Here is an 18,314-nt window from a genome sequence, read left to right on the forward strand (position 1 = left end):
TTGCGTAGTTTTAATCACACCTATATTTTTTTTGTAGCCTGCTACTATTTAATCTTGCTTCTTATTGTATTTAACCAAATTGTAATCTAAAAGATCCCTATGAAAAAAATATTGCTTCCATTACTGCTCACTATATCTTGTTTCAGTGCATTCTCGCAGGGTACTGTAGTAAAGTATCTTTCAGGTATCGATAAAGATAATACCGTACAATGGGATTTTTACTGCACTGCTGGCAGAAAAAGCGGGGTCTGGACAAAAATAGCTGTCCCATCAAATTGGGAGTTGCAGGGTTTTGGTACCTATAATTACGGACACGATAACAATAAGGCTAGTGAACAAGGTCAATATAAACACGAGTTTTTAACTGAAAACTGGAAAGGTAAAAAGGTTTACATTGTATTTGAGGGTTCAATGACTGATACTAAAGTGATGATCAATGGTAAACTAGCGGGACCAATACATCAAGGTAGTTTTTATCGCTTTAAATATGATATTACTGATCTGCTTAAACCTTCTGGTAAGAATTTATTGGAGGTTATGGTTGATAAAACATCTGCCAATGCCTCAATAAATAGGGCAGAACGCAAGAGCGATTTTTGGGTGTTTGGTGGTATATTCCGACCTGTTTACTTAGAGATTGTGCCTGAGGTGTTTATAGACCGATTGGCCATCAATGCAAAGGCTGATGGTTCTTTTGAAATGGATGTATTCCCACTTCATTTAAAGGGCAATGAAACTATTGAAGCGCAAGTGCAAAAACTAAACGGGCAAAACGTTGGTAAGTCATTTGTTGTTGTGTCTAATACAAGTACCGACCACGCCTCTTTGAAGGCTAATTTTGTAAAGCCGGCTTTGTGGAGTGCTGAGTTTCCTAACAGGTATCAGGTGGTGGTAAGCGTTAAGAATAAGAAACAAGTTCTACATCGCGTTACGCAAAAGTTCGGTTTCCGTACGGTAGAGCTTCGTATAAATGATGGCCTCTATGTAAATGGAAACAGGATCATATTAAAGGGAAGCAATCGACATAGCTTTTGGCCAGAAACTGGAAGAACCTTGAGTCATGGTGTTCATTTATTGGATGTTAGTTTAATGAAAGAAATGAATATGAATGCGGTAAGGATGTCTCATTATCCGCCAGATCAGGATTTTCTGGAGGTTTGTGATTCATTAGGTTTATACGTTTTGGATGAGTTAACTGGCTGGCAAGCGTTTTATGATACAGAGGTTGGGCGTAAACTTGTTAAGGAGCTGGTAGTTAGAGATGTTAACCACCCTGCTATATTATTCTGGGATAATGGAAATGAGGGTGGGTTTAACAGGGAACTGGATAACGATTATGCGTTATATGATCCACAGAAACGTACGGTAATTCACCCTTGGGAGAAGTTTAACGGTACAGATACCCATCATTATCCAGATTATAATGCCATTGTTAAAACTACGGCCAGCGGTCAGGAAGTATTCTTTACCACTGAGTTTATGCACGGCCTTTACGATGGCGGGGCGGGTGCAGCTTTAGATGATTTTTGGTCAGAGATGCAAAAACATCCTCATGGTGCAGGCGGTTTTATATGGGCTTTTGCTGATGAGGCAGTTATCCGTACCGATAAGAATGGCGCGTATGATACTGACGGTAACCATGCTCCAGATGGAATTGTTGGTCCGCATAGAGAAAAGGAAGGTAGTTTTTATACCATAAAAGAAATCTGGTCGCCAGTTTATATCAATCCACAACCTATTAATGGGGCTTTTAATGGTAAGATTCCTGTAGAGAATAGGTATTCCTTTACCAATTTAAACCAATGCACCTTTAAATGGAAACTGGTTAATTTTCCTTTACCAGGATCAACAAGTATTGATGCAATGGTAAAAGCTAGTGGTTCAGTTGTACCGTCAAATCTAAAGCCAGGAGAAAAAGGATTTCTTAGTCTGGCATTGCCAGCAAACTGGAGAGCAAACGATGCATTATATTTAACTGCATACGGGCCTGATAAGAAAGAGATTTTTACCTGGAGCTGGTCTATCACTACACCATCAATTGTGGCTCAAAAGGCCAATCCATTAATAGCTTCAAATCGCGCTGGTGCAAAACCATCGGCGATAGAAGAGGGACAAGTACTAACCGTAAAATGTGATGGACTTAGCTATTACTTCGATAAATCAACAGGGTATATCCAGCAGGTGGTTAAACCAGGTGGTACTATTTATCTTTCTGGCGGACCAGTTTTAGCAGGTGTGCAAACAACATTAAAAGCATTTAGCCACAAGGCGGATAACGGTAAATACATCGTTGAATCAGATTATGAGGGTGCAGGTGCGTTACATGTTAAATGGACTTTCCAATCCGGACAGCACGCTAAACTAGAATATGCATACAAACAACAAGGTGAGTTTGATTTCTCTGGCATCACCTTTAATTATCCAGAAGAAAAGATTACTGGTATGAAGTGGTTGGGTAGAGGGCCTTACCGTGTTTGGCAGAACAGGTTAAAAGGACAGCAGTTTGCCGTATTCCATAAAGACTATAACAATACCATAACCGGTGAAACGTGGAATTACCCTGAGTTTAAAGGTTATCATTCAGAAGTGAATTGGGTGACTATAGAAACCAAAGAATCCCCTTTTACGGTTTATACAACAGATCCAAACCTATACTTTCAAATGCTAAAACCTGCCAGAGAAAAGGCTGCTTTAGATAACAATAATGTAGAGCCCCCATTTCCTGCTGGAAGCCTTGGATTCTTACAAAACATTAGCGCTATCGGCACTAAATTTCAGTCAGCAAAATCAATGGGTCCGCAAAGTCAGAAAGCCAAACTTGACGGAAGTGCTATTGCAGGTACTTTATGGTTTGATTTTGGCAAGTAAAAAATAACTTATAAAATAACACACAATATATCAACTCATTATGAAAATATTATCTTTACTGGGCATCAGCATTATTACGTTAATGCAACCTGTTATTGCAGCAGAACCTCCTGTTATTACCCTAAAGGTTCAAAAAATTTCTGGGGGCCTTGTGGCACCTACAGCAATTGCTTTTCCTACTGCCGGAGAGATTTGGGTAACCGAACAAACTGGTAAAATCCGTTCCATTAAAAATGGTAAGCTAAGTGAAACAGCAGTGCTTGATCTAAGTAGCAAAATTCCAAAGCTGAACAAAGGTTACGAAGAACGCGGATTGCTAGGTATCGCTTTGCACCCTCAATTTAAGACCAATAGGAAGTTTTATGTGTACTACAGTGCGCCATCTCCTGGGTTTAACCACAAAGGTGTGGTAGCTGAGTTTAAATTGGGTGCTTCTGGAATAGCAGATATAAACAGTGAGAAATTGATTCTTGCTCTTGATGAGCCTGATGGTAACCACAATGGTGGTTGCGTTCAGTTTGGTAAAGACGGTTATCTGTACATCTCTTATGGAGATGGAGGCGGACAAGGCGATAAGCATGGCGAAGCGGGTAACGGACAAGATATGACTACCTGGTTGGGCAAGATTCTCCGTGTGGATATCAATACAGAAGCACCATATAAAGTGCCTGCAAACAACCCTTTTGTTGGTCAGCCTAACATCAAGCCAGAGATTTTTGCTTATGGTTTCCGTAATCCATATCGCTTTTCATTTGATAGATTATCAGGACAACTATTTGCTGGTGAAGTAGGTCAGGATTTATGGGAAGAGGTTGATATTGTAAAGAAAGGTGGTAATTACGGTTGGCGCATTACAGAAGGAACGCATTGTTATAATCCAGCTACTGGCTGTGATATTAAAGGTATCATTATGCCTATTATGGAGTATCCGCACCGCGAAGGAGTTTCTGTAACAGGTGGCTACGTATATAATGGTAAGACTATTCCCTTGTTAAAAGGCAAGTATGTGTATGCCGATTGGACAGGCCCAATGTGGTACCTTAAAAAGGTTGGTACAGCTTGGCAGAGGGGAAATATCACTTTATCTAACATTCCTGAAGGCTTAAAAGTTACTGGTTTTGGTGAAAATAACAATGGCGAAATTTATATGGTTACCAATCCTGATACTGGTCCTAGTAACTCAAATGGCGTTATTTTCAAAATCACTAAATAACCTTAATTATGAAACAGACAACAACTTTAGCAGGATTTAAATACTTATGTCCATTGTTATTTGCACTCATAGGATTATCAAATTCAACTTCTGCGCAAACCGCTGTTATTGCCCCAAAAGAGTTACCAGGGAAAGGCTTAAAGCAATTTGATTTCTTTTATGCGGGTGAGGCTAAAGCCCGCAACATGTACATCATTAAAAACGGAAAAATAGCCTGGTCTTACATTGATACAGTAGGCAAGGGAGAGATCAGTGATGCAGTTATGCTAACAAATGGAAACGTACTTTTTGCGCATCAATTTGGCATTACGCTAATAAACAAGGATAAAAAAGTGCTATGGAAATACGATGCACCAGATGGTTTCGAAACCCATACCGCTCAGCCAATTGGTGAAGACCATGTAATCTTTGTTCAAAACGGCAATCCTGCCAAGGTTTGTGTAATGAACATCAAAACCAATACAGTGGTCAAGGAATTTGCTATCCCCTTTAAAAGCGGCACCCACGGACAAATTCGCCATGCCCGTTTAACGAAGGAAGGCACTTTACTTATCGCACACATGGATCTAGCAAAGGTAAATGAGTACGATTTGGATGGAAAAATCTTATCCTCAATAGATGTACCAAGTGTTTGGTCGGCAGCACAATTACCTTCTGGTAATTTACTGGTAGCCAGTAACCAACGGTTTGTAAAAGAGCTCAATAGAAAAGGTGATGTAGTATGGGAATACCTTTTAGATGACGTGAAGGACTATAAACTTACGAGTCCTCAAATTGCGATGCGCCTACCCAATGGGAATACACTCATTAACAATTGGTTTAACCAGTGGGATGGTAAAGTAGTTGCCGGAAATGAGCCTGTGCAAGCTGTGGAAGTTACCCCAGATAAAAAGATTGTATGGGCATTAAGATCATGGAATGCGCCAGTTAACCTTGGCCCGTCCACTACTTTCCAGTTACTCAATGATCCCAATGGAATTACAGAGCATGTTCATTTTGGCAGTATAAAATAGGTGACATAAATGAAAACAATATTTGATGAAGCTACAAGAAGCGAGTTGATACATAGAATCAACTCGCTTAGCGAAAATAATAAGGCAGAATGGGGTAAAATGAATGTTATCCAAATGCTTAAGCACTGCAATGTTGCAGAAGAAATGTATTTAGGCCTTACTGCTTATAAGCGTACACTGCTGGGAAGGATAATTGGTCCCTGGGTATTAAGGGGATTAATAAACGATGATGTCCCTATGCATAAAAATGCACCTACCAGTCCGGATTTCATAATTAAAGAAACCGATGGAGATATAGCGGCAGAAAAGAACAAATGGATTGGTTTAATCAATGCGTATGCTAATTACAATAATCCGTTACTATTACATTGGTTTTTCGGTAAAATGACCAAAGATCAAGTGGGTGTATTTGTGTACAAACATGCGGATCATCACTTGCGTCAATTTGGCGCTTAATATCCTCAATCAATATTTGCTTGTAATTCCTATCTTTAAGAAACCAAATTCTTGAGCCTTATGAAATATACACGCATTTTACTTTTCTTGTTAATGGTTATTGGCATTTCCCCTAAGCTTCAGGCACAAGCAAAAGGCACGATTGCTGATGTGAGTTTTATCCAGGGAAACTGGAAAGCCATCATGCCAGACGGGCAAACAATAGAAGGCTTTTGGTTACCTCCTTCAGGAGAGAACATGCTTGGCTTTATGAGAATGATGCATGGTGCCAATCCCGATTTGTACGAAATATTGGCTTATGAGCAAACTGCTGATGGTTTAGTATCTATGGTTAAGCATTTCAAACCCGGATTAATTGGTCAGGAAGAAAAAGATAAACAAGACCGGTATCTGTTTCTTGAAGCATCCAAAGACAAAGCCATCTTTCAGAAAGAGGGTGGAGGCTTAAGGATCTTATATGAAAAACGCTCTGGTACCCAATTTGTAATTGCAAGAGGTACTGAAGAAGATGGAAAATGGATCTATAAAGACTTATTTGTATTCAATAAAGTAAAATAGCCGCTATTTCTTAGCGGCTGCTTTCTTACCAAACTGCCTTGGGTAATAAGACAGTGTTGTCATAAAGTATTGCTTCAAAACATTCTGTGTACCTATAGTATAACTATTAGCATTACCGTAGTTGATCACACTGGTATTCTGTCTTAACAAATCCAGGGCAGCAAATTTGACCTCTGCATTATTACCCTTAAGAAAACGATAAACCATATTGGCATTCCAGATGGTGTATGTAATGTTTTTAGAGTTTGAAGAAGAACTATTGTTATTACTGATGCTGCTATTTAAAGTAAGCTTTTTGGTAATGTTATAGCTGGCAGTTAAAGTTGTTCCAACAGTTTTTCCGCTGTACTGGGTATTAAATGCTTCTTGTTTTGAGCGGTATGTAGACCAAGACTGGCTAAGTGCCATTGCTAAATAACTCTTGTACGTATAGTTTATCCCACCACTGGTATAAGTATTTAAGTTGCTGGAGTAGGTAAACACGCCATTTGTGTAGCCTGGGTTTTTATTGACATTGAAGTTATTATAAATGTTAAACTGCAATTCTGATGACTTCAACTTAAGTGCCTTTCTAATATTTGCTTCCCCATTAATATATTTATGACCCTCAGCATTGACGCGATAAACTGTACGCCTGTTCTGTTCGTCAATTATCAAACTATCTGCAATATTATGAGCAATCATACCTGCCCTTACTGTTAGAGAGTAATTCAGGGTATTTTTACTACGTTGATCATATTTATAGAAACTAAAAGACAGTTCGCGCTGAACGGCTTCTTTAAGGTTAAGATTTCCCCTTTCCAGATAATAGACGTTGCTACTATCGGTTAACGGGGCTAGCTGGTTAATATCAGGCAGCTTCATTGTTGTTCTATAATTTAGATCATAGTTGTTGGAAGATTCACCATACTGATAATTATTATAACTTATTCCTGCATCTGGAGCAAACCTGCTGTAGTTGCGTTTTATGTTTTGAAACGAACGATCAGATTTATTATCCTGACTCACTAACAATTCTTTGGGAGAAAATTTGATTGTTAGTGACTTATTGTATCTATTTGATAACCTTTTGTAAAAACTCTTTTGTAAATTTAAACCAGGCGTTTCCTCAATAACACTTGTTGTTAATTGATTGTTCAAATACGAATTGGTACGATAAATATTACTTATAGTATCCAGATCTTGTACTTTATTATTGTTTTTGTTTGAGTTGATTACTAGTTTATTGGTCAAATTAATATTAAACGTAGAGTAGTTTTTAGTGCCAAAAATAATCCTTTTTATATCTGGTATAGTAAAGTTTAGTTCTTGTCTAAGACCATCAGCCAGGGAGTTATATTTTCTATTAAATTTTTGGTTAGCCGCCGTTCCTTTAAAAGATTTAAACTCTGTGAGGTTCAATCGATCATTTTCATTGTTATAAGTGGTTAAATTATAATCTGCACGAAGCCCAGTAAACCTAGTCTTTTCGGTAATGATATAAGGAGAATAATCGTAGTTACCACTAAACCTAAAGTTTTTATTATTGTAGTTTCCAGTGTTAAAAGAGTTATTGGTACTGGTTAAAATATCCTGTAAATTACTAGCTGTTCGGAAGGTTTGATTGGTGTTGTCGCCATGACTAAGGTTTACTGCCTGAGAAAAATTGAAATTATGACCTTTCTTTTTATACTCATATTCTGAATCAAACGTTTGAGTAGTGTTAGAAGACTGATTGTTTGTATTGCTATTCTCAATTACCTTATCTGTACTATTAACAGAGGTAGTAGTTTTTACATCCGATAGGTAATTGGTGTTCTTATCTTGTAAAAAGTAATTTGATTTTAGCGTATTTGTAAGCTCATAAGTAGGTTTCTCTATAAAATTGTAAGTAAAATTTGCGCCCAATGCACTAGGTCTTGTAATTCCTTCCGACCGAAAATCTGGCTGGTATTCAACATTTGTTCCCACACCCTTAAAAGTGCTGTTAGACATTAGGTCACTTGTGTTGTCGGCAATCTTATTAATATTATTCATTGCCCCCACAACAGCCAATTGCATTTTAGGTGTAAACATATTTATACTGGCATCCGTCTCAAATCTATTATTGGTGCCGTATCCTGCACCAATCTTACCGAAAAACCCAATATCCTTACCCTTTTTCAGCTTGATATTCATTTCTAAGGTAGAATCGGCTGGATTAGTACTTTGTTGACTCCTGGATTTGTTGTACACCTGTATTTTCTGCACTGCATTTTTGGCCAGATTCTGAGTGGCAAGCTTCATATCACCACCAAAAAAGGATTTACCATTTACCAATAAACTCTTAACTTCTTTTCCATTTACAGTTATTTGTCCGTCTCCCCACAGCGTGATGTTTGGTATTTGCCTTAGCAAATCTTCAACAACCGCATTGCTATCCAATTTAAATGCAGCGGCATTGAATTCAAGCGTATCACCATTCATACTTATGGGAGGAACAGAGATTACCACATCATCCAAATTAATGTCCTTCCGGTTTGCAATAATGGTCTGCAGGTTAATCGTATTCTTGTCTGCTGGTATCGTAAATGTCTTTCTGGAAGTGGCATAACCTATATTGCTAACATCAAGCCTCAGTGAAACATTTACAGGTAAGTTCTTAAAATTAAATTCCCCATAATTATTCGTTACCTGATAGCTTATTAAAGTGCTATCTGCAGATTTATAGACAGATACAGTTGCAGATTTGAGTACGTAATTTTGTGCGGTATCCCTCACAATACCTTTTGCACTTCCCGGATTTGTGGGGTTTGCTTGTTGTGCCTTAAGCGTAAAAAAGGCTGTACTGAACAGAAATGCCAGCGTTATAGAAATTACTTTATACATGGAGCGTTAATTTTTCTTTGGTTTTAATTGGATAATTATAGGGTTGCTTTTCTTGTTTTGTGTTTTAAAATACTGAGTTAAAACGGCGTTATACTTTCTGTTTTTATCCTCGTTTTGTTCTTTAGCGGTAAAAAGTGTTAGGGATGAATAACTATTGTAAAAATATTCAGGAGTCACGATGTGGAAGCCTCTATTTGTAAAATCATACTGCGATGCCAAATCAGTAACTGGTAAGAATTGCGAAGTGGAATCAGGCTCGATATCTGCAACAGACGTCAATTCATTTGTCTTCAAATTATAGATAAAAGCTTTTTTTTCATCTCTGCTCCAGTTCCAGTTTCTAACCTGAAAATACAGGTTGTTGTAATGGAGATAACTATTGGTCATTTCATAAAAAACATCTCTATTTTTGTCATAATACTCATAGCCTTTTCCTTTGTAAATAGGATTGGTATCAAAATCCATAGGCAAAGAATTTCCAGCTGGAAAAAGGATTCGGTAAGCCAAGGATAAGTTTTTGGATGTTAATTTGTAAATATTATAATAGAAGTTCCTGATATAAAGATATTCGTCAGGATTGCCATAGTCATACAACCTTCCACCGTGCCATCTCTCGTCATCTTTATAGTCTGTAGTTTTATAGGAAAAATAGCTCTCTACTCGTTTTTTGTCTTTAATTAAACTGAGGTGATAATAGGTGCTGTCTTTATCATTTTTTTCAAGGAATCCCTGGTCTATAACAGTACCATCACTAAATTTTTTATAGTTGGTGTAATCTATTTCTTTGTTAAGTGGATCTTTAATAATAGGTACTTTTTTTGCCAGTTTTCCATCAAAATCAAAATAATAAACCTGTTTACCGGCAGCAATTTGGATTAATGATTTACCATCCTGAGTCACAATATTAAAGCCGTAAAAACTCTGGTCCTTAACAGCTGGGTCTTTCTCTATTTTGCTGGCATTAATTTTAGCAATATACTTTCCTTCCTTAGTGAAGATTAATACAGCCTTAGTTTCGTAATCGTAAATGACATAATGCTCATTGGTCATTTTCAGTTGATTAATTGAACCAAACAAACTTTCCTTTGTAGTTTCTAAAGGAATAAAGTTTACTTCATCAAAGAGTTGTGATACAGCAGCACCTCTGGCACTAGAAGGATCAATTCTTAGTGTTACCATTCCAGTGCTATCAATTTTGCTTGCTTGGGCCATAACCTGACCGCCTAATAGTGTGCAGATAATTACACTGCAGAGAGCGATTTTAAACATAAGAGTATTCATTTGGTTTACTAAAGATATTATTTTAACCCCTTTGTAACAAATAAACCACAGTTATTTAGGAAAATTTAACATTTCAAACCTTTATATTTGATCATTGCGTATGTAGTAATATTAGTGCTTAACCTTATTACAGCTATATTTTAAATGCCACCAAAAATGCTTTCAAACTTGCTTTCACTCCAACTTCATTTTAACAGAATAGGTGCACTATTTGCCTTTATAATAGTTGCAGCTCTAATTTCTCCAACAAATGCTGTTGCTCAACTGGGACCCGCTAAAGCCATGACCGAGCGTGTGCACCTGCATACAGACAGGTCTTCCTACTCCATAGGCGATACCATTTGGTTTAAAGGTTATATTACGGGTAGCACTGCACAGAAAAATAGTCCATTAAGTAAAGTTTTATACATAGATCTCATCAACGAAAGGGATTCTGTGCAAAAAAGCCTTAAACTTGAAATTGTAAATGGTGTAGTATATGGCAACTTTGCCTTAAGTGGTGATCTAGAAGAAGGCTTAATCAGGTTGCGTGCTTACACCAAGTGGATGCGTAACTTCTCTACCGATTATTTCTTCGACAAAACATTACTTATTTTAAATCCATTCACTGGCGAGCTTTCTGCTAATCCTGTTTTTGAATATAAAACTGCAGCAGGTATACCTTCACTTAGTGCTAACATTAGAATTACCAATCCAAGTGGTAATAAAATGGCAAATACTGCAGTGCGTTACCGTTTATCTACCAACCATGAAACAGCCAATAGCGGCAACGAAAAAACAGATGCTGATGGGTTATTAAAAATAAATATACCAGCTAAAACCAGTAGACTGCCCACTTCATCCTATCTGGAAACTTATCCAGAAGTTAAAAATCAGATGGCCATTAGTAAGTCATTCGCAATTAATACGGCTTTAAAGGACATAGATCTTCAGTTTCTGCCGGAAGGTGGAACATTAATTTATGGTATGCCAATTAAAATAGGTTTTAAGGCCATAGGTATTGATGGGAGAGGCTTGCTTATCAGTGGTACATTGGTTGATGAGCTGGGTAAGAAGCTTTCTACCTTCAAGAGCTATTTTGCAGGAATGGGTAGCTTTATGTTTACACCTGAAAAGGGACATACCTATGCTGTAGTTATTGATAACGAAGATGTTAAACAAAAAAAATACAACTTACCTCAACCTAAATTAGAAGGTTACACTATTGCGGTAACGCAAACTGACGACAGCCTTTTTGTTAAATTAAATAGTTTTATACCTACCAATACAGATTCGCTTCATTTGAGGATTACTTCCGCTGGTAATACCATAACTGAGCAACCTATTCGTCAGCAATCAGCGCACCAAGCGCTAACTTTTAATAAGAATAACCTGCCTTACGGCATCTGTCAAATTACATTGGAAACCAACTCAGGCACTGTCTATGCTCAACGTATAGTATTTATAAAGAATAGCAAAAAGCTGCAGTTAAATCTAGCTTCTAATAAAATTAGCTATTCGGCAACTCAACCGGTTAAGCTTAATATAAAGGCATCTGAGGCTGGTAAAATCGATACCTCTGCTAGTTTATCCATCTCCATATCCAGAGAAGAATTCCAAATTAAGGAGCAAGAAGAGACTTCGATCTATTCCAGTTTACTATTGTCGCCTGAGTTGAAAGGCTATATTGAATCGCCTAATTATTATTTCATGTCGGATAGCGCTAATGTAAATGAGGCTTTAGACAACCTGATGCTTACTCAAGGATACAGAGAATATTCACCTTCAGTCAAAGAATATTCCCTTTCAACTTTACCAAAGGCACCACTTTTTAAGCCAGAGCTTAAAGGGATTGAGGTAACTGGCATCGCTAGGAATACCCTTGGTTCTGCAGCAATAAATGCAAGGGTAACACTATTGTCTTTAAACGCTGGTATCATGGAAGAGGTAATGAGCGGTAAGGATGGCCGCTTTTCCGTTGATAGTCTTAATTTCCTAAATGGCGTTAAGTTTACTGTTCAAGCTAAATATCCTGAAAATACCAAAAAGATTAGGATTAGTATGGATAACCCCAATCCACAACTAGTTACGCCAAGTAGAAATGGCCCTTCAATACCACTTTTCTATCCAGATATTAAATCAACAAATGGTGCAAATGACGAGTTACCAATTATCCCAAGATCCAGGGCATTAAAAGAAGTGAGTATCCAGTCAAATGCTGTTGATAGAATAGCCTACGTGCGCCAGTCGTCCATACAGATACCTGAGGGTCATGCAGATCAAACCATTTACTTAAACGCTGCAGAAAAGTGCGCCAACCTGGGTAGTTGCCTAAATAGCTTAACTGTTGGCATCCAGTTTAAACTCTATCGATCGGTAATGAGCTATCCATTTTATAGAGATAGTGCTATGAACGTTATTTTAAATGGCAGATTGGTAACCGATTCCGTAGAAATTGCTGGTATTTTTGATAACAACACAATACAACCAGAGGACGTTGGAAAGGTAGATATAGTACGTACTAATCTAGCACTAATCAACACGATATCAAGTAACGGCAAGGCTTCCATACTCATCCTCACCAAAAGAAAATACGCCAACTTAGATACCTACATACCAGATTTTACCTATTACATTCCAGAGGGATATAGTCAAACGGCTAATCTATATGTTCCGAAATATGCCTTTGACGGCACGAATGTATCAAAGTCATCTGTTTATACACTCTATTGGGATTCAAGCGTGCATCCTGATGACAAAGGTGATATAGAGGTAGAATTAAACAAAAACATGCCTATGGGTACTTATAGGTTTGCCATAGAAGGAATTAGCGCAACAGGTGCTATCGGTCGCAAAACTTTTAGATTTAGTGTAAAGTGATGATGAGAAGATTAATCTATTTTGTACTAACCACAACTTTACTAATTGGCTTAAACATAACCAATAGCGATGCTCAATTTCCAGTTTTAGGCAACAGCCAGAAGCTAAATGGAAAGGTAAAGTCATTTTTCGAAAACTGTTACGATACCTCCTTAGGTAATAAGACGCTGGTAGTAAAGCGCAATTTTAAGTTTGACGCCAGCGGTGTGCTGCAGCAATGTATCATTTACGACACCATAGACAGTAACCAGGTAGCAGACTCCATTACCTACCAATATGAGAATAAGTTACTAATGCAGGAAACAGGCAAGAAGTTTACAATCAGGTATGTGTACGATGATAGAGAAAACCTGGCTGCCAAAAGATACAGATCTGCCGACGTAAACTACCTTACCAGATACGTTTATAATCGTGATCACTTACTTCTAGAATCAGTTACTTATAACAATAGAAATAAACAGGTGTACCGAGACAACTATAAATATAATGACACAAAGAACCTAATAGCAAGGAGTCATTTTGTATTAGATACCCTGTCGCAAGGCTTCAATGCTGTTTATACTTCAGATCTTCAGGGCAATAGATATAGTGAACGCGTTTACGCCTTAACAGGGTACGTGCTTCATTTCTCTAAATTTTGGCATGATGATGACAACAATCTGTTGTCAGACTGGAGGTACAATGCATCAGGTAGTTTTGATCGAAGAAAGGAGTATTCCTATATTAAAGATGAACTACGCAACTGGACCTCAATGGTAACAAAGAGCAGGAAAATCACCTTTTTAACCACTCGGATTATCCAATATCAATCGAAGTAAAAAACTTTTGCTATATTATATCTTATTACTGGAACTATTCTTTGATTCACAACATGATTGTTTTATTGAAAGAATCTATGCTTTTAATCTAAATCATCTTACGTAACCTACAGATCAATAAACTATTACTAAACTGTTACTTTGCCGGTTCGCCTTATTTTACCTTTTACATCGCCTAATTTCACAGCTTCATCAATAGAGTGAGACTTATGAATATCGCCGTCCTTTTCTGCAGCATCGGCTAGCTTTTGGTAATATTTTTTTAGTACATCCAGCTCATCTTCTGACAAGTCCTCAATATCTACTAAACGATTGCTAGTATATCTGGACGCCGCAATCAACTCATTGAGCTTAAGTTGTATGGCTTTGCCATCTTTATTTTGAGATTTCTGTATCAGGAATACCATCAGAAAAGTAATAATAGTAGTTCCGGTATTAATCACCAGTTGCCAGGTTTCAGAGTAGTTAAAAACAGGACCACTAAACGCCCAAACAACAACAATAAGTGCGGCAGTACCAAAGGCTGGTCCGCTACCCGTCCAACTTGTTATTCTATTCGCAATTTTCTCAAAGAAGCTTCCCTTTTTTTTCATTATGTAAATTTGTATTTTAACTATAACCAAAAGAAACAGAAAATGTTTAAGAAGTCTTTAATTCTTAAGATTAAAGCTAATATTATTTTTACTCAATCTTGCATTGGTGTCATCTGTCGTATTGGTTTCTTGTAAAAAGAATGCTATACAACCAGATCCCATTAAAGCAGTAAAAGCAACTACCGACATTAAAGTTCCAACAGGGTTTACCTGGGAGAACTCCAGAAATATCAATTTCACTATTGGTGTAAAAAGCATTAACTTGCTTGATGCTATCCATGTTGTTTCTATCTATAATGAAGCAACAGGAAAGCTACTTACTAAAGGTTCTGCAACTTTAATTGCGCCATTTAAAGCTAAAGTTTATCTGTCTAACCTAATCACATCAATTTACATCAAGGCGTATAATAACTATTCTGCGGCAGAGGGTGGATCAACTTCTGCTTTTGAAGATCAATGGCCAATTATGGGCGATTATGATGTTAACGACTTAGTGATAACAGCAAGGTATAATGCGATTACCAACTCAAAAAATATTGTAGTACAAGTAACTGGCGAATTTTCTTTAGCAGCGGCAGGAGGTTCAACCTCTAATGGATTTGGTGTAGAGTTTCCTATTCCACGTGCCATGGTTAGCAAGTTGAAAGGTGCCGTGCTGGAAGCAGAGCAGCCAAAGGCTGTGATTATACTTTTTACAGATACTCACAAAGAATTATCTGCTTGGAATACCGTGCTAGGCGCACCTACTGCTCAAGCTAAAAACTACAGCGTAACTTTCGACCTAATAGATGGACCAGAACTAGACAAGTTTGGCACAGATTACAATGGATTTATATTTAACTATGTAGGTGCGTCAAGAAGGGAAGTTCATGCATTAGGGAAAGCACCAACAGCTTTAGCCGATCTTAAAGTTTTTGGTACACTTGATGACGCTAGCGATCTAAGCATTGGCAAATATTATGTAACAAAAACAGGTCTTCCTTTTTGTATAAACTTACCAGCAGGTACATTTAGTTATCCAGTCGAGTATACAGATATATCTAAGGCCTATCTTCATTTTAAAGAATGGGCAGAATCTGGAGGCAAATCTTTTCCAGATTGGTATTCTAATCTGAATTCTGATTACAGAAATAACGAATTGATCTATAAAAAATAGAGAGACCTCAATAATCAAATATTAATTCCTAAAAATAACTGCAAGCAGTGCGTTCACTTTTGAAAACCTTATATAGGTAATTAATTAGATTGGAAATGTGTTGTTGGTAGTTATTTTTTTAGGCAGCTTCATTATTTTATTTATATACCACTTTCCCAATAATCATTAATAACCTGCTCTAGTTGCGCTAATCTTAGTGGCTTAACTAGATATCCTGATATTTCTTCAATGCATTTAGCCTGCTCTAAATCTCTGCTATCGTTTGATGAGCTTACCATGTAAATCGTTATTGGTTTAGCTACTTTTTCTTTAAATTTTTTAAACTCTGCTAAAAATTGCCATCCATCCATTATGGGCATATTAATATCCAGGAAGATAATATCAGGCAATTCCATAGCGTTTTGCTTTTGATCAAACAGATACTTTACTGCAGCTTCACCATCATCAAATAACCATAATTTATCGGCTAAATTTTTACTGGTTACCAATCTTTTAACCGTAAACTGGTAAATAACATCATCATCAATAAAGCACAAGTTTAGTAGTTCTCTCATGATTCCAATTTATTAAAAATAATTTTAAATGTAGTACCCTTTTCTACCTCGCTCTTTGCAGAAATTTCGCCGCCCATAGCCTCTACCTGGGTTTTTACAATAAATAACCCAAGTCCTTTTGCATTTGGATGCCGGTGAAAAGTTTTACGCATACCAAAAAGATTTTTTCCATGCATATCCAAATCTATACCTAGTCCATTGTCTGTTACAGTTAGCACGGTTTCACCATTTACTAGTTCAGTAATGATCGTAATTTCAGGTATACGATCTGGCGACCGATATTTTATGGCGTTAGAAACCAGATTTAATAAGATGCTTTCCAGATAAACCTTCGGGTATAAAATAACCGGTGCTTTTAAGAAATCTGATTTGATTACGGCTTTACTTTCCAAAAGTTCTCCAATCAGGATGTCCGTAACCGATTTAAAGATCTGATCAAAATACAGTTCTTGTCTTTTCTTTTCTGTATTTTCCTGAATACTTATGGTTTCCAGCAGCTCATCCAAGGTTGTAGTTAGGTGATTTACAACCGTATCTATCTTTTCAATAAGTTGTTGCTGATCTTCAGCACTAGTGTTTTCCTTATAAAAAAGGAGCAACATATTTAGGTTGCTAACTGGCGATCGTAAATTGTGAGAAGTAATGTGAGCAAAGCTGAGCAACTGTTTATTTCGCCCGGTAAGTCTAACTGCGAGTCCTTCAGTTTCCTGGTATGCTATGGCGAGTTTTTCCTCCGCATTTTTACGATCTGTAATGTCATAGATGAAAGACATCATGTATTGCTGATCATGTTCAACAAATTTTTCCATCGTTACAAGACAGTGTTTGGTGGATCCATTTTTGTCTTTTAAGGTCATTTCAATATTTGCGGGCCTACCCTCACTTACCAAAATAGACATCAAATGCTGGCGTGTTTCGGCGTTAATTACCAACAAATCTGTAGAAAGACGACCAATCATTTCCTCTTTGGTATATTTTAATATGCTTAATAATGCGGGGTTAACATTTCTATATTCCCCTGTATCCACCTTACTAATTGCTATTCCAGCAGGATTAGAATTAAATATTTTAACAAAAAGGTCATTACTAAGTTTTAATTCTGATGTACGCTTCAAAATTGTTTCTTCCAGATTTTTATTCAGTAACCTGATTTCGTCCTCTGCTGCAGATTTTTTAAAATCTAGACTGTTCATATTTCTTAACACTCCCCTAAATAAGAACAAGGCAGCAAAAACAAATAAAACTATAGAGATCAACTCCCCAAATTCCGGACTAATAAACTGATGTCTTTGCAACCACATGCTAGTGTAGGCACAAATTAATAAGATAATTATTAAACGAGGGAAGAGCTTACGAGCGATTATATTTCCAATTTCCTCACCAGCAAAAACACGCATAATGCCCAGGTTCCTATTTAGATTTGCGGCAACAACAGAAATTAACAAAAAAGTTGCCGATGTATTTATCGCCATCGAAGAGAAAAACGTTAATTTTGGAGTATAAGGAACACTAAGCAAAAAGCCAATGACTGAAATAAAGGCTATTAAAGAAACCAAATGCAAGCCATATTGCGCAAAAAAATTAATGCGATGGTTTTTAATACTCAATCCTAATAGCGATATGGACATCAAAAAGAAAGATAATGAGCTGGGGGGAGACATCCTGCCGGGAAAAGCTCCATGTGCTTTAATCATTTCCATATCTTTAATTGCCCATTGATCAATCCCCGCCGAAAAATTAAATAAATCTTGTGCTAAAGTTATTGCTGATATAATACCCAGGACAATCAATAGTGTATATGAAACTATTTTAAGTACTTTGATCTCAGCTTTAATGAACAGGCTAAATGCAGCTCCCAAAATCATAAAACACATTGCTGTATTAAACTTCAAAGTAGGGTAGTATGGTAATATACTTTTGAAAGCTTCTATGCCAACCAACCAGCCAAGTAAACCCACCGCTGCAGAAAACATTACAAAAAACCCCGTTAACAAAAACAGGCCTCCTAATTTCACTTTGCGTAAATTATTGAAAACCATAGCAGAGAATTTCTTTTAAAGTAACCTTTATAAATATATCAATTTAACAGCAATATTAA

General features: G+C 37.0%; 13 protein-coding genes. 8 read left to right on the forward strand and 5 right to left on the reverse strand.

The window, feature by feature from the left end; translation table 11 throughout:
- Window positions 1–99: 99 nt before the first annotated feature.
- From ACVWYN_RS14185 to ACVWYN_RS14205, 5 genes are read left to right on the forward strand one after another with little or no spacing between them, the layout of a single operon-like run.
- The gene (locus tag ACVWYN_RS14185; RefSeq protein ID WP_457289526.1) at window positions 100–2,868 is read left to right on the forward strand and encodes a glycoside hydrolase family 2 TIM barrel-domain containing protein; all 2,769 of its coding nucleotides are present in this window, start codon (window positions 100–102) and stop codon (window positions 2,866–2,868) included.
- 40 nt (window positions 2,869–2,908) lie between these two features.
- A complete protein-coding gene (locus ACVWYN_RS14190; RefSeq protein ID WP_457289527.1) occupies window positions 2,909–4,081 on the forward strand; it encodes a PQQ-dependent sugar dehydrogenase in 1,173 nt (390 codons plus the stop codon).
- A gap of 8 nt (window positions 4,082–4,089) precedes the next feature.
- Complete coding sequence (locus ACVWYN_RS14195; protein WP_457289528.1) at window positions 4,090–5,094, forward strand: beta-propeller domain-containing protein; 1,005 nt, start codon at window positions 4,090–4,092, stop codon at window positions 5,092–5,094.
- A gap of 9 nt (window positions 5,095–5,103) precedes the next feature.
- Window positions 5,104–5,550 carry a DUF1569 domain-containing protein gene (locus ACVWYN_RS14200; RefSeq protein WP_457289529.1) on the forward strand — a complete coding sequence of 149 codons (447 nt, stop codon included), beginning with the start codon at window positions 5,104–5,106 and terminating at the stop codon, window positions 5,548–5,550.
- A 60-nt stretch (window positions 5,551–5,610) separates the two neighbouring features.
- Window positions 5,611–6,108: a DUF6265 family protein gene (locus tag ACVWYN_RS14205; protein ID WP_457289530.1), complete on the forward strand. Its 498-nt coding sequence runs from the start codon at window positions 5,611–5,613 to the stop codon at window positions 6,106–6,108.
- 3 nt (window positions 6,109–6,111) lie between these two features.
- Here ACVWYN_RS14205 and ACVWYN_RS14210 read toward each other — a convergent pair whose 3' ends face one another.
- Both ACVWYN_RS14210 and ACVWYN_RS14215 read right to left on the reverse strand, forming a co-directional pair.
- Window positions 6,112–8,955, reverse strand: a complete 2,844-nt coding sequence (locus ACVWYN_RS14210; protein ID WP_457289531.1) for a carboxypeptidase regulatory-like domain-containing protein — start codon at window positions 8,953–8,955, stop codon at window positions 6,112–6,114.
- A gap of 6 nt (window positions 8,956–8,961) precedes the next feature.
- On the reverse strand, window positions 8,962–10,224 hold the full coding sequence (locus tag ACVWYN_RS14215) for a 6-bladed beta-propeller (protein WP_457289532.1): 1,263 nt from the start codon (window positions 10,222–10,224) through the stop codon (window positions 8,962–8,964).
- 168 nt (window positions 10,225–10,392) lie between these two features.
- Here ACVWYN_RS14215 and ACVWYN_RS14220 point away from each other — a divergent pair, with 168 nt between their 5' ends.
- Window positions 10,393–13,095 (forward strand): carboxypeptidase-like regulatory domain-containing protein, encoded by a 2,703-nt coding sequence (locus tag ACVWYN_RS14220; protein WP_457289533.1) that lies wholly within the window; start codon window positions 10,393–10,395, stop codon window positions 13,093–13,095.
- The gene (locus tag ACVWYN_RS14225; protein ID WP_457289534.1) at window positions 13,095–13,913 is read left to right on the forward strand and encodes a hypothetical protein; all 819 of its coding nucleotides are present in this window, start codon (window positions 13,095–13,097) and stop codon (window positions 13,911–13,913) included. The genes ACVWYN_RS14220 and ACVWYN_RS14225 overlap by 1 nt, the downstream gene beginning before the upstream one ends.
- A gap of 128 nt (window positions 13,914–14,041) precedes the next feature.
- On the opposite strand, the gene ACVWYN_RS14230 is transcribed toward ACVWYN_RS14225, so the two are convergent.
- On the reverse strand, window positions 14,042–14,506 hold the full coding sequence (locus tag ACVWYN_RS14230) for a low affinity iron permease family protein (RefSeq protein ID WP_457289535.1): 465 nt from the start codon (window positions 14,504–14,506) through the stop codon (window positions 14,042–14,044).
- 106 nt (window positions 14,507–14,612) lie between these two features.
- Here ACVWYN_RS14230 and ACVWYN_RS14235 point away from each other — a divergent pair, with 106 nt between their 5' ends.
- Window positions 14,613–15,662: an LruC domain-containing protein gene (locus ACVWYN_RS14235; protein WP_457289536.1), complete on the forward strand. Its 1,050-nt coding sequence runs from the start codon at window positions 14,613–14,615 to the stop codon at window positions 15,660–15,662.
- Window positions 15,663–15,802: 140 nt separating this feature from the next.
- On the opposite strand, the gene ACVWYN_RS14240 is transcribed toward ACVWYN_RS14235, so the two are convergent.
- Together ACVWYN_RS14240 and ACVWYN_RS14245 are read right to left on the reverse strand one after the other, a co-directional pair.
- A complete protein-coding gene (locus ACVWYN_RS14240; RefSeq protein WP_457289537.1) occupies window positions 15,803–16,216 on the reverse strand; it encodes a response regulator in 414 nt (137 codons plus the stop codon).
- Window positions 16,213–18,255 carry a sensor histidine kinase gene (locus ACVWYN_RS14245; RefSeq protein ID WP_457289538.1) on the reverse strand — a complete coding sequence of 681 codons (2,043 nt, stop codon included), beginning with the start codon at window positions 18,253–18,255 and terminating at the stop codon, window positions 16,213–16,215. Before ACVWYN_RS14245 ends, ACVWYN_RS14240 begins: the two co-directional genes overlap by 4 nt.
- Window positions 18,256–18,314 lie beyond the last annotated feature (59 nt).

It is taken from the genome of Pedobacter sp. UYP24, from assembly GCF_054057295.1.